Source organism: Coleofasciculus sp. A1-SPW-01, assembly GCF_040217205.1.
Lineage (GTDB): Bacteria > Cyanobacteriota > Cyanobacteriia > Cyanobacteriales > Coleofasciculaceae > Coleofasciculus > Coleofasciculus chthonoplastes_A.
Window position 1 is genome coordinate 90,338 of the sequence record NZ_JAVJNP010000102.1, and the last position, 14,109, is coordinate 104,446.

The window sequence follows — 14,109 nt, forward strand, 5'->3', positions numbered from 1 at the left end:
ATTACATGACCCAATTGTCATAACTCGCAAAGGGACTAATTTGACAAAAAAGTCATTTAGTGTATTAAACAGAAATTAAAATAGGTATGATTAAGTTAGGACTTACGCAAAGCCTCTAAGTGTTCTATGTGTAGGGTGGGGAAAGCGTAGCGTAACGCACCTTTGCCACGATACGTGGTGTAGATGCGTTAAGCTGTTCGGCATTTAAACCTTAATATCAATAATGGCGCAATCCTTGCCGTAGTGCGTTTAGCGAAGCCATGCCGCAGGCTTTAGCGAAGCCATGCCGTAGGCTTTGCATCTTGCTCGCTACTAATACCCAATTTAAATGCATGACAGCTTAATATTACAGATGCACAGAGAAATAAAACTATGCGAGAAAAAATCGTTAAAATTTTATTTACTCCTATTCCGGGAACCAAAAGTATAGAACAAGGACTGTTCAGAGTTATTTGTATGTCATCAACTAAATTAAGACAGTGGTCAGTTCCTAGTTTAATTTTTCTCCTCAAGTCACTTCGCTGGTTCGTACCGAGTGTAAGTGTCTTATTAGCGATTTGGATGATTGGTGGTAATTTCCTCGCATCTCAACAGGAAAAGGACATTGAACAGGATATCGACGAATTTGTTAAACGGTTTCCGGATACTGAACCGAACGATTCGGCTTTGAAATTGCGAGCTTTGATGGCAAAATTGGGAATATCTGGAGGGGGGACGCCTGAGTTTCCTATCGACGCCTATACCCTGTCTCATCCCGATTTTACTATTTCTGAAAGTGACCGACAAGCTTTTGAAGAAATTCGGGAAGAACTAGGAGATTATTTGGATGCTCAAATCAGCACACCTAATGATAATGTTGCTCCAATATCCGATAAAATAAGGCAATATTTAATGAATAATCGGGAAAATCTAGAAGCTATTCGTCAGCATATCTTGAATAATGAAGTTCCGCAGTGGGAGAGAGATATGACTTCAATAGTGGAGGGTGATTATACGTTTCTTTTGCCCAGTTCTTTGAATTTAGTTAATTTACAAAAGGTAATTTTACTGGATGTCTTAGAAAAAAATAGCCGTGGTCAGTTTAAACAAGTCGAAGAAATGCTAGAGGTATCCTGGAGATTCAATCAATCACTTCGTAACGACTATTATCTTATTAGTCAATTGGTTGTCTTAATTATGGGTAGATATAATACAGGTGTAATCAGAAAGCTTGAATATATTCCCGTCGAGTGGCAGCAGCGCTTGCTGGAACATGACTACCATCAATCATTGTCAAATTCTTTAGAAGCAGAATTTGTCTATGGATTCAATTATATGCAAAATTTACATTTATATCCACTTGAAAATTTATCAAGGAATGCAGAGTTGTTATTGAACTTAGTAAAACTTCCTATCTTAAGACCTTATCGTCGCTTTTCTGCAATTGATACGTACAATAGACAAATGAAACGTCTAGCAGAATCTAAGCAACACAATATATGTTTGCTGGATTCAGAAACATCAGCAACAAGTGATACAACTCCAGCCTGGTGGAACATTCCCGGTCAGATAATAGCACTAGACTTGTTCAATCAACTTCGCAAACCAGCCCAGTATATGCTTGACTTAGAATTAACTCAAAAAATACTACAGGTCAAAGCACTAGCTGCCAAAGCTGGAAAATGGCCCCAGTCAGTCCCGAATATGGAGTCTGAGATTTGTCCTGGTGTTGAATGGGTTTATCAAGTGTCTCCTGATGGTACAATGTCAATTTCCCTCAGTGAGCAACCTGAATGGTTAACCGAAAGAATAGAAAATAATTCGGCACTTCCTCTTACTTACAGCACTCGGCGAATTCCTGATTATGATGAATCACTGAATTAAGCGGAATGGCACTGACTTTAGAGTTTGTAGTAAGCGCTTTAGCGCTTCTGGCACTAAAGTGCCTACTACGAACCCAGCTTAAGTCAGTGACATTCGAATTAAGCGGAACGGATAGCGCTAAAGCGCAACTACGAACGAACTTGAATCGATGCTATGCTTACACAAGCTAAACGAAATGGTTTTACTTTCATCATAATTGGCTGTATCAGCCTTTCATTCCCGCTGCTGAGTGTGAGTCAGGGATTGGGACAAGAATCTGTTGATAAAGAGACGTCCTCCTATATAGAACAATTAAAAAACGATGACGATTGGCGCAAGCGTAGTCAAGCGGCTTCAGCTTTGGGGGAAATGGGTTCAGAACCTGCTATTCCAGCGTTAATTACCGCCCTAAAAACTGAGCAAGATGAAGTGGTTCGCCTCAGAGCAACCTTTGCCTTAATCAAGATTGGTTCACCTGCTATTCCCAGCTTAATCGAAACTCTTAAACATGAAAACGCATCGGCTCGATATAGTGCGACTTTTGCTCTAAGTCAAATGAGTTCACTGGCTTTTCCCAGTCTGACTGAAGCCTTACAAAGTGAGCATGAACTCATTCACACTAATGCAGCGTCTGCTATCGCGAAAATTGCTGAAAACCGCACAGATAAGGTAGAGCGTCTATCCACATCTGATTTAGTGCAAGCTATCTCTAATTTAGAACAGGCTCAAAATCGTATCACTTCTTTCCAAGCTATTGAGGAGAACATCAATCCAGTTCAAGCAGGGTTTAAACAGGAAGACATTGAGACAATACGAGACTCTCTAACTATTCTGAACGCTGAACGACGCGATCGCATTCGCTCTCAAGTCTTGAATGTAATCTTTATCACCCTTGTCTCTCTATCAATCATCGGTGGTATAATTATCTGGCGTCGCCCTGACTTAATCTTGCGGTTCAGTCGAGTCCTTGTCCAATCTAGAGAACAGAAAGAAAGATTTGATTACTTTCGCTCACAAGTCCAGCAATTCTTCCAACACACAGGTGCAACCACCAGCCGTCAAGGAAAACGTTGTCTCAAACTTATCTCAATTCCAGGTAGACTAAAATCTTATACGCCTTTACCAATCATGCTAACCCTTGACCAACCTGTTGCCGAAGACGTAACGGAGTTAGTCAAACAATCTAGCCAATTAACGGGAAATTCTCACCAAAAAGCGGGTATCCTGTTGTATCAAGAACCACCAGATACCCTTTTCCGAATGCGGATGGCGGAAGTTAGACTACGCGACCATTTTATCCTGATTCCGATTCCGTTTGCGGCGATAGAACAGGCGCTATTAGATAGTAGCACAGCTTCTGGACTTTTAGCCCAATATACAGACCGCTATTTACCCGGTGCTGACTTGTTTGATGATCGGAATGCTATTGGCGATACTCTCTCGTTTTTTGGTCGTGTCGAACTTCTTAATCGTCTGGAAGAAGAACTTCGTCGTAACCAAGGGATTGGACTTTTTGGCTTACGCAAATCTGGCAAAACCTCCATTCTCCTACAATTAAGTTTTGCCATGCGCCAGCATCCTGTTGTTCATATTGACCTGCAACGCTATGGCGGAAAACAGCGTTATGGGGCTGAATTACTCAATCAAATCCTACAACAACTGAGCAAATTAGTGAATGAACACCATCCTCAATCAAAGGATACGAAATTCAATTGGGTTCGTAGTAGGCACTTTAGTGCCAGAAGCGCTAAAGCGCTCACTACAAACTCTGCCAGAAGCGCTAAAGCGCTCACTACAAACTCTGCCAGAAGCGCTAAAGCGCTCACTACAAACTTTAAACCCTTTCCACAAGATAGCCCCGCCTCAGATTTAATCTCTGAATTCACCCAGCGCATCAACACCTTATCCCCCTTACTCCAAGCCGCCGGATATCATCTACCGATTCTTTGCTTTTTAGATGAAATTGAACGCATTCTTCCCACAAAAACTGACCCTAAAGAACGAACCGAAGAATTTAATGCTTGTTTCGGGGTGCTGCGGGTATTAAGTCAGGAACAGCGCCAACTCTCCTTACTGGTGGCTGATGTCCATGCGGACTGTAATCGGATTAATCAATGGCAACAACCGGATGTACCCACCAATCCAGTGTTTAGCTTTTTCAAAGAATACTTTGTCTCTCCCTTTTCCCAATCGGAGACAACCCGAATGTTGACGGATATTGGTGAACTAATGGGTGTAACCTTTGATCAAGCTACTCAAATCGCCATCCATCGAGAAAGTGGCGGACATCCCTTTATTGCCAGACAATTGGCAAGTTTACTCTGTAAAAAAGTCGCCCCGGAAAATAAGGGCGAAATTAACTTATCCGCCGCCCAACGCTATCTGAATAAACCCTTTACCTATTCTGGTGTGCTCAAAGACTACTTTGGACAAAATATTTGGGCAGACTTAGACAAGCGTAATTTTACCTGTGCGATCGCGCTGCTGAAACTCCTCACCTGTAATCAAGAGACTCAGCCACAGATAACCGAGGAAGCCTTGTTCACTCGACTCAACCCCGAATTCACCGAAAGCCAATGTCTAGACGCCCTACTCTGGCTAGAAGCCGTAGGATTAATCCATCGAGACGCGATCGCGGACAAGGATTACTATCAGTTACAGGTTCCCCTTCTATCACGCTGGCTACGGATGCACATGAAACCCGAACAGATGCAACAATGGCAGCTATAGCAAAAGGCAGTGGTTCGACAAGCTCACCAACCAGGCAGAAGGTTTATGATGAGTATGTTGTCGTTTTAGCTAACAAATGACGAATGACAAATGACAAATGACGAATAACAATCGCCCCTTTGATAATTTTAGACTCGCTATCTCGAAACCCGACTACTTTTTTGGACGTCAGAAACTCCTCGCCAACGTCATGCGATCGCCTTTTCAAGTGAGAATCATTCTCGGTGGACGCCGTTTAGGTAAAACTAGCACGTTGAATGCTATTCAATGGACGCTTTTCAACCAAAATAGCCGCGCTTTTCCCGTTCTTTTTAACTTACAACAAGAACAACCCGAAAGTCTAGATAACTTACGATATTTGCTAATTTTACGATTACAAGAAGCGCTTATCCAAAAGCAAACCCAATCACCCAACGCCGAGTCTCGATTAAGCTTGAGACGAACCTATCGCCGCTTAATCAGACAGTTCTCTGGCGGCGAAATTGGCATATCTGGATTTAAATTAAATGTTACCAATCCCCATCAAGAACGGCGTTTAATTCACGAAGACTTCCGCCAAGATTTATTGAAAATCATTAAACACCTACAAAAGCACAAACTTGAAGGCATTTGCTTCCTCTTAGATGGCGCAGAAATTATTGTCCGCCAAGATTGGGCAAATGATGCTTGGAGTTATCTGCGGGGATTAAAAGACACCGACACCGCTATCAACCCTTTCTTAGGATTCTGTTTCTCTGGCTATCGTGACTTAAAAGATTATCAGCAACGAGTCGGTTCTCCGCTGCTGAATATTGCCGATGTAGAATGGTTAGGGACATTAACCGAATCCGACACGCGATCGCTGATTGTTCAACGCAGTCAAAATGAAGATGTTCCTCTCACAGAATCGGGAGTTAATACGATTCTAGACTGGGCGGGATATCATCCCTATCTCACTCAACAACTCATTAATGAAATTTTCGATGATTATCAGATGGGAAAATCCCGTTCGACTGAGAGTTTTATGTTGCATCAACAACGAAAACATGACCGCGATTTTTCCGCTTGGTGGGATGAAGATCAACGATCTTATGGTTTTAGTCAGGTAGAACAAACCGTTTATCGTACCCTTATTCAGCAGCGAGAGGGAACGGCTGAAACATTAGCAGAACAAGCACAATTTAGTTTTGGACAAGTTGCGGATGCGCTGGAAGTTTTGACGGGAACAGGTGTGATTCACCAGGTAGATGATGAGCGATACAGGATGGGCGCGAAACTGTTTGAGGAATGGGTGGTACGCGAGAGACGTTAAGGAGGATGAGATGAATTCACAGTTAAGCTGTTCGGCATTTAAACCATAATGTCAAAAATTGTGAGTCCTTGTAGTGCGTTAAGCGAAGCCATGCCGTAGGCTTTGCATCTTGCTCGCTACTAATACCCAATTCAAATCGCTACTAACACCCAATTCAAATCGCTACTAATACCCAATTCAAATCGCTACTAACACCCAATTCAAATCGCTACTAATACCCAATTCAAATCGCTACTAACACCCAATTCAAATCGCTACTAACACCCAATTCAAATCGCTACTAATACCCAATTCAACTCACTACTAACACCCAATTCAAATCGCTACTAATACCCAATTCAACTCACTACTAACACCCATTTAAATGCATTACAGCTTGTTCAAGCTAACATAATTATTCGATAAAGGTCAATTAAGGTTTGATCATCAAAAACACGCCAACAGCAATCATTATACAGCCGGCAATCATATTGATTCCTTTTCTTATTCTCGAACTGATCAGTAATCTCGCTTGATCCGCCATGAATGCATAACCGAGTTTGACACCGCCTACAGCTACGATAGTAATCGCGATAATAATGATAGTATCAAGATAAGAGATTTGGGACAGATCAATAAAAGCTGGGAAAAACCCCAGATAAAATAAAGTTGCTTTTTGATCAGCTAATGTAATAGATAATCCGGCGATAAAACTAGACAGCCAAGAAGATTCCATAACGGCTGCTGTCTCCACCTTATTCAATTTTGCCCGACATAACCCTATACCTAACCAGACAAGATAAGCACCACCCAGGTACTTAATCAGGAAAAATAAACCTCCCATTTTTGCTGCCAGCAGTGATAAACCCCAAATGGCGATGAGAATGAAAATGATGTCACCGACGACTATTCCTAGGGTTGTGAAAACACCATGAATAAATCCAGACGTAGCGGATCGGGTGGAAACAGTTAATACACTGACACTGGGAATAGAAGCCAGAACAACCATTGCACTGAATAATGCAACAATGGTGCTAAAGGTCATACTGCTTTGCATAACAATTAAATCGTTAATTGGGGGATAGGTTGTAGGTTGGGTTAACGCCTGTTACTAGGGCAGAATATAGGCACCAAGGTTCCCTTACTACAAGCCGAATCTAATTCATCAAATAAGGTGTGTCACGCCAGTCGGTTGGGTTGAGATACGAAACCCAAAAATGTGAAGGCGCAATGGGAGTACGGTATTTGATAAAGGGCACGATACTATCGTGCCCCTACCCAATCAATCTTAATCAGTTAAGCCTGATTTAAGATGACTGATTGAGAAACGCCTCGATCGCGTCAGCAGCCAGATGGCTAATCGGTTTACCTTGACTGGCGGCGGCGTCTTTGAGACGGCTGTAAAGGTCATCGTTGAGGGAAATCCGATGTCGGGTTTTCTTGGTGGGTTTGGGGAATTCGTAATTAGCCGAATACTCCCGAATCGCATCAAATCCCACGCGATCGCAAAAATCACCGAAACTTTCCCCAGGTTCGCGCTGTTGCTTGAATTGCATGAACATGGGTTCGAGGAAGGATTCAAGTTCTTCAATCGGCAGTTTTTCGATATAGGCTCGTGCTAACCGGGTTTGATCCGGTGAACCGCCTAACCACATTTGATATTTCCCAGGCGCACTGCCCACAAATCCTAATTCTGCCATGTAAGGTCTGGCACATCCATTGGGACATCCCGTCATCCGGATGACAAAATGGTCATCCTTTAATCCCAGCTTGTCCAACAGCGCCCGAATTCGTTCGGTAATCCCTGGAATTGCCCGTTCTGATTCAGTAATCGCTAACCCACAGGTGGGTAGGGCGGGACAAGCCATGGAATAGCGAACTAGGGGTTCGATTCCTTCTGGGGTAATTTGAACTCCGTGTTGGTTGAGAATCTGTTCGATGGGTTGCTGCTGGTCCTTTTCAATCTCATAAAGAATGGCATTGTGATTGGGTGTCATCCGCATCGGTAAGTCAAATTGCTTGACAATTTCCCGTAAAGCTGTCTTTAGCTGGAAGTTCCCCTCATCTTTAACTCGCCCATTCTCAATGGAAATGCCTAAAAATAACTTACCGTCTCCTTGCTCATTCCATCCCAGATAGTCTTTGTATTTAAAGGCAGGGAGAGGTTTGTAGGGGGCGATAGGCTTACCAAAGTAGTCTTCAACCTTAGCACGGAACTTATCAACGCCCCAATCATTGATCAGGTACTTCATTCGGGCATGACGACGATTTACGCGATCGCCATAGTCTCGCTGAGTTGCCACAATCGCTTTGATCAAGTCGAAGATATCATCTTTGTCCACATAACCAATCGGATCAGCCATACGGGCAAAGGTTTCTTCCTTATTATGGGTGCGCCCTAAACCACCACCCGCGAGAACATTGAATCCTTCTAATTCTCCCTGCTGATTCATCATCACCACTAAGCTGACGTCTTGGGTGTAGAGATCAACAGAGTTATCGCCAGGAACGGTAACACTACACTTAAACTTACGGGGCATATAATGTTCCCCGTAAATCGGTTCTTCTTTATCCGCGAATATCGTACCATTGCCATTACGCTGACGCGCCGCTTTCACCTCTGGGGCTTCTTCAGCACTAATTGCCTTTTCCCCATCCAGCCAAATTTCATAATAAGCGCCCGTCTGAGGGGTTAATAAATCGGCAATTTTATCGGCATACTCCCAAGCATACTGGTACTCTGGACGAGTCTTGAACGGCGCAGGAGGTGCCATAACGTTGCGGTTTAAGTCCCCGCAAGCGCCCAGGGTTGAACCCATATTGCGAACAATGGCGGCAATTGTTGCCTTTAAGTTCTTTTTGAGAATGCCGTGAAGCTGAAACCCTTGGCGAGTGGTGACTCGCATCGTATGGTTCCCGTACTCATCAGAGAGTTGATCCAGCGTCAGATAGAGTTGGGGGGGGATAAACCCGCCGGGAGAACGGGTTCGCAGCATGAACTGATAGTCTTTTTCTTGCCCTTTAACCCGGTTATCGCGGTTATCTTGCTGGTAGGAACCATGAAATTTAAGAATTTGTACGGCATCACCACTGAAATGGGTGGTGTCTTCCAGCAACTCACTGGCTACGGGTTCGCGTAAGCAGTTACTGCGTTCTTTTATGCCTTCAAGTTTAGACGTTTTCTGTACAGAGGGATTCTGAGATACAACCATGGATGCTATAAGTCCGAACGGATCAGCTATATTACCGTAACTCTATGGGGATTACGTTGAATATTCTGATCCTAATACCTGTTTAATAAGTGTGGGCGCGACTTTGATGTGACATCCTCCCACACCAAATCAAAGATTCTAGTGTGGGCTTCCAAGCTTCACAACTTGGATTTCCTGCTTTTTCCCCTTCGGCTACGCGGTAGCTGAGCCTGTCGAAGCTCAGGGGATTTCGACACTTACCTAGACTGAGACGAGTACATTTCAGTCCCCGGTAGACCGTCTGCACAGGCAGTTTCCATTCCCGCTAGCCCAGCGGTACTAGTTAGTTTGATTTGCGTTGGTTGTTGTTATCGAATTCGTTACTCAACTCACGGTGCAGCAATTTCAACTAGCTTTGTGAGCAGATGTATCGAAGTCAATGTCAATTTACCACATTGAGGTTGGGGGAGTCCAGTGTATCCCAACGCCCAATTAAAAATTATGGCGTGGGTCTTATTGCTCCCCCAAAACCCACAAACAATTAGATAAATTCCCGTACCCGTATAGAGGGCGATGGTATAGAGAACCGTTTCCCGGTCTGCTTTCATTGCCGCTTCAGGGGAAGCGTAACCGGGTCCACAACAAGCATGGCTCATAGGACAACGTTGTAATTCTTGATTTTTGATTTTATCCGAATATTTGGCGCTAATTTTTCGCCCGATCTGCGATGATGGGCTTTTGCACGATGACGTGTAAGGTGTATAATTTTTACTTATGAGTACTGCTACCCATGATATTGTTGCCAAACTCTGGAATCTCTGCAATATCCTCAAAGACGACGGAGTAACCTACCATCAGTACGTGATCGAACTGACGTACCTGCTGTTTCTGAAGATGGCAAAGGAAACCAGCACCGAGCGTCAACTTCCGGAGGGTTATCGCTGGGATGATCTAGAGGGACAAACAGAGAAGCCCTTGGAATTCTATAAGGGGCTGTTGAGCTATTTAGGCAGTCACGGCTCTACGTTGGTTAAAGAAATTTTTACCGATGCCCATTCTTCTATTAAAAAGGACACGACACTTTCCACCCTAGTCACTGAGATTGACAAGCTTGACTGGTACAGTGCCAAGCGAGAAGGACTGGGTGATATCTACGAAGGGTTGTTAGAGAAAAACGCGAATGAAAAGAAGGCTGGGGCTGGGCAGTATTTTACTCCCCGTCCACTCATTGACAGTATGGTGCGTGTGATGCGTCCTACCCTGGATGATATTATTCAAGACCCTGCGGCGGGTACAGGTGGATTCTTAATCGCTGCCAATCGCTATATCCGAGAACATAGTAATCCGAATAGTTGGACTAACAAACAAAACAACAAATATCACGGCAATACTTTTTATGGCATGGAGCATGTCCAAGACACCCATCGTCTGGCATTAATGAATTTGATCCTCCATGGGCTAGATTCTGCTCCCCAAGGTGCAGGCATACATTATGGTGATACGCTTTCACCGGATGGACAAGCCTTACCGCCAGCGACGCTGATTCTCACCAATCCGCCATTTGGTAGCAAAAAAGGTGGAGGCTTACCCAACCGTTCAGATTTTGAGTTTCCCACCAGCAATAAACAATTTTGGGGAGCATCCCATTTTGGAAAAGAGAGAAAAGCTATTCGCGATTTATGATCGCGAATAATTGCTCAACCTAAATATTTAGATATCTTCTTGCTCAGAGTCAAAAGAAATATCTAGTAAGCTATTTTTAAGAGAATCAATGGTTTTTTGTAATTCGGACACTATCGTTCTTCTGGCGACAGACATCACAGAAGCGACATGGGCTTCACTTCCAGCCTTGCCTAAATGCTTATATTTACTTAACTAACGAGTTATTCTTTCCAGCTTATCTTGTTGTGACTTCCTGGAAACCCTTCTGCCCATTTTTTTATCTCCATGACGATATATTCGCCATTCTAACTCGCGAATCTATCAAAAATGGACGGTATTTCAAGTCCTTATATCAATTCTCTGTAAAGATGCGCTTAATAATTAGGAGAATTGGTATTAAATAGCCAGTTGACCGTTTAAATAAGCACAACGAAGTTGTAAAATGTTAGCCACGTTCTTTTTGAGCCACTGGGCGCCAGTTATTTTAACACGATGGCTGATTTGTTTGACGGCTGATTCCACCGCTCCGCTGCCAATTGAACAAATTTGCTCTTGTTGATAAGATTGATAATTGATTAACCTTTGACGGTGCTTGTTCAGATAGCCAATAAAATTGTTTCCTCCTAGAATTTGAGCTGACTTCAACAACTTTATCGCCTCGGATGCCTGTCCCGTCCACAGGTCAGCTTCTAACTGGTCTTTGATAGATTTTTTTGTTTCTATTTTATGTAGGTTTTCGGTCAGGTGATACCAGTCTAAAATTTCGATTCTATCCTTATTCTCCCCAATTTCAGCAAATATGTTCCATATCCCATCATGTCCATCCCCTAAGCAGTACAAGGGTGAGGTTAATGTTTGACTATTTATCCAATCCGTTAAAGATAGATTATCTTGAAAGAAAGCTCCGTAATAAATCCCGTAGGTAGCGAGCTGTTTTATATTCTTGCCAAAAACTCGGTTCTCCTTTGTCTTCCGTCCTCAAGCGAATTTTTCCGCCATCAACACTTATCTCAGATAACCCTTGTTTTAGATCAGGAAGTGGTAATTCAATTTGGTTCACTTTTCGATGCTGAGTTGAGTGACCAACTTTTAGCCCCGTTAACAGATATAAGTCACTCTCGGCATTTTGAAGGTGAAAAACTTGAAACCTAAGTATAGCAAGGCTCACAGTTTTAAAATTGCCACAACCTATTTGGGATTGCTATCTTATCTGTTGTAAGTCTTCGCGATCGCTCTTCACTGGTAATAGGCACGAGAGTGGCTGGAATCCCTGCTCAATCAAGGTGGAGAGCGATTCATCCCTGAGGGGGTGACAAGGGACTTGAGGGTACTACTGGGTGTAGGGTGTAGGGTGTAGGGAAAAATTGACGCTTCGACTCCGCGAGGGCGTCAAACTTTACTCAGGGAGTCTCCAAAAACTCTATTGTTTATTCATTTTGACCCTGAAGTCCTTCCAGTTGACGGCGTTGGCTCGCCAGAAAGAGCGCTCACTCCTTACCCTATCTCCTCTTTTGGGCTTTTGTTTTTCTCTAATATTTTCCCCACACCCCACACCCCATACCCCACACCCTATACCCCACACCCTGCCTACCTTTGACGCGAGCTTGTCACCCCTTCAGGATTCATCCTCTTCCCCATCCCCAATTCGGTCACACAACGAGAGCCAACATCATCATTTTAATTCGCGATTAACAATCGCGAATTAAAAAAAATACTCTTCCCGCCTATTTGCCAAAATGGGATGCTCCCTCTAAATCCCCATTGGAGCGTAGATTACCTGAAACTCCTCACTCGTGTAATGAGCGAGAATTCGGGTGAGTCGGAAGAACAACAAACAAGCCAAATTCTCATGTCAACTCATGATCCTTTGGTCATCGCAAGCCTATTTAAAGAGCAAATTCACCTTCTGAAACGGGATTGGCAAACAGGTGCTTGTAAATGGGATCAGCCAACTGTTAATCCGCGCGGACTTGGATTCACTGGCATCCTTACGAGTGAGATGTTTGGGATGCGGAGTGATCTGGATGAGGAAACACTTGCTGACCTAGATACAAAGGTGCGTCTAGTTGCTAAGGAAGATTCTCTAACTCCAGAGGAAGCTAGAGAACTTGAAGAAGTCAACAAACGTTTAGAAGATGCGGGATTTCAAAAGGCTTTCAGTGATCCATACTATGCAGCTTTTATCCGTGCCTGGAGTCGTAGATACAGTGACTTGATGAGTGGTACTCGATTCCTCAGTCCAGATCAACGAGAAGAGGTTGATCAGATTGCTGGTGAAATTCTCGAAGAAGTCTTAGCCGAATTGCAGGCAGAGGTCGCTAACTAATGCGCTGGGTTGATATCGATCAATTAGAGCTTCCCGATGGATGGCAGGTACGAGCTGATAAAGCTCTTAATGAGCTACGACAAGAAATAGAACGTGCGGAACAAGAAGCTCGCTCCACTGGCAAAGACATTCGTGTCGCAAGAAGGCAGGCAATTTCGGAAGGATTAGATAAGGGGTCACGCAAACAAATTTGGCGGGATTTAGCTCCTTGTTTAGCGAAACTCCGTAAGAGCAAATGTTGGTATTCAGAGAGCTTAAATCCAGGTTCTAATAAGGATGTTGATCACTTTCGTCCTAAAAATCGAGTGCGTGAAGATCCTGACCACGAAGGCTATTGGTGGCTTGCATTTGATTGGCGTAACTATCGCTACTCTTGTCAATGGTGCAATCAGCGTCGTGTTGGTACAGCAAACAGTACAGAGGGAGGAAAGTGGGATCACTTTCCTGTTTCTGGAACTTTCAGAGCTAGGCAAGAAGGAGACGATTTTGAAATGGAAGACGTTGATCTTCTTGATCCAATCGACCCAGAGGACTGGAAGCTACTCACTTTTCGCCCTAATGGTCAGCCTACTCCTGCACAACCTCCGGGTACAAGAGAGCATAAAAGAGCGGAGATTTCTATTCATATCTATCATCTTCATCACCAAGAATTCGTCCGTGAGCGCAAAAGTTTGGCTACAAGAATTCGTTCGTTGATACAAGATATGGAAATTTTATATTCAAAAATAACAGATCGTACAATGAAAAAACTTTATATAGGTAGACTAACAGAACTCTTACGGCTTATTGATCGAGACTCTGAATATTCGTCAGCAGCCTTAGCTTATGCAAGGTTTGAAGTTTACAAAATGGAACGTGGTCATCAGGTAAAGCGGGAATGGCTCGAAAAAATTTTGAATGACAGACCGCATTAGTTCCCCCGTTAAGGGCGCGATCGCTCTCCTTTACTCACCTGAACCTACTTCGGGCTGTTCGACAACGGTTTTGGGGTTAGCCTGATTTAACAAGAGTGAAGCCAACAGACAAATTGCCATAAGCTGTTGCTCTATTATCACAAGCTCTTTGTTTTTGTCAATGAATCAGTCTTG

The 14,109-nt window shown here is 43.5% G+C and carries 8 protein-coding genes and 2 pseudogenes; 6 read left to right on the forward strand and 4 right to left on the reverse strand.

Annotated features, from left to right (window positions below):
- The first annotated feature begins 372 nt into the window (after positions 1–372).
- The 3 genes from RH949_RS15555 (at position 373) to RH949_RS15565 (ending at position 5,863) form a co-directional block, all read left to right on the forward strand.
- Positions 373–1,863 (forward strand): hypothetical protein, encoded by a 1,491-nt coding sequence (locus RH949_RS15555; protein ID WP_446354321.1) that lies wholly within the window; start codon positions 373–375, stop codon positions 1,861–1,863.
- A 153-nt stretch (positions 1,864–2,016) separates the two neighbouring features.
- Positions 2,017–4,572 carry a HEAT repeat domain-containing protein gene (locus RH949_RS15560; protein ID WP_446354323.1) on the forward strand — a complete coding sequence of 852 codons (2,556 nt, stop codon included), beginning with the start codon at positions 2,017–2,019 and terminating at the stop codon, positions 4,570–4,572.
- A gap of 97 nt (positions 4,573–4,669) precedes the next feature.
- The gene (locus tag RH949_RS15565; RefSeq protein ID WP_446354325.1) at positions 4,670–5,863 is read left to right on the forward strand and encodes a helix-turn-helix domain-containing protein; all 1,194 of its coding nucleotides are present in this window, start codon (positions 4,670–4,672) and stop codon (positions 5,861–5,863) included.
- Between the two features lie 412 nt (positions 5,864–6,275).
- Here RH949_RS15565 and RH949_RS15570 read toward each other — a convergent pair whose 3' ends face one another.
- The 3 genes from RH949_RS15570 to RH949_RS15580 form a co-directional block, all read right to left on the reverse strand.
- Positions 6,276–6,887 carry a LysE family translocator gene (locus RH949_RS15570; RefSeq protein WP_006103463.1) on the reverse strand — a complete coding sequence of 204 codons (612 nt, stop codon included), beginning with the start codon at positions 6,885–6,887 and terminating at the stop codon, positions 6,276–6,278.
- Positions 6,888–7,149: 262 nt separating this feature from the next.
- Entirely contained in the window at positions 7,150–9,054 is a 1,905-nt protein-coding gene (gene sir, locus RH949_RS15575; RefSeq protein WP_446354327.1) for a sulfite reductase, ferredoxin dependent, read from the reverse strand.
- 368 nt (positions 9,055–9,422) lie between these two features.
- A complete protein-coding gene (locus RH949_RS15580) occupies positions 9,423–9,689 on the reverse strand; it encodes a hypothetical protein (RefSeq protein ID WP_446354378.1) in 267 nt (88 codons plus the stop codon).
- 118 nt (positions 9,690–9,807) lie between these two features.
- Between RH949_RS15580 and RH949_RS15585 the strand changes: the two are divergent.
- Positions 9,808–10,680 (forward strand): annotated as a pseudogene (locus tag RH949_RS15585) (N-6 DNA methylase); the annotation flags it as partial.
- 411 nt (positions 10,681–11,091) lie between these two features.
- On the opposite strand, the pseudogene RH949_RS15590 reads toward RH949_RS15585, so the two are convergent.
- Positions 11,092–11,824: pseudogene (locus RH949_RS15590) on the reverse strand (ISKra4 family transposase); the annotation flags it as partial.
- A gap of 612 nt (positions 11,825–12,436) precedes the next feature.
- On the opposite strand from RH949_RS15590, the gene RH949_RS15595 reads away from it, so the two are divergent.
- Both RH949_RS15595 and RH949_RS15600 read left to right on the forward strand, forming a co-directional pair.
- The gene (locus RH949_RS15595) at positions 12,437–13,021 is read left to right on the forward strand and encodes a hypothetical protein (RefSeq protein WP_446354329.1); all 585 of its coding nucleotides are present in this window, start codon (positions 12,437–12,439) and stop codon (positions 13,019–13,021) included.
- Entirely contained in the window at positions 13,021–13,935 is a 915-nt protein-coding gene (locus RH949_RS15600) for a hypothetical protein (RefSeq protein WP_446354331.1), read from the forward strand. Before RH949_RS15595 ends, RH949_RS15600 begins: the two co-directional genes overlap by 1 nt.
- Positions 13,936–14,109: the final 174 nt, after the last annotated feature.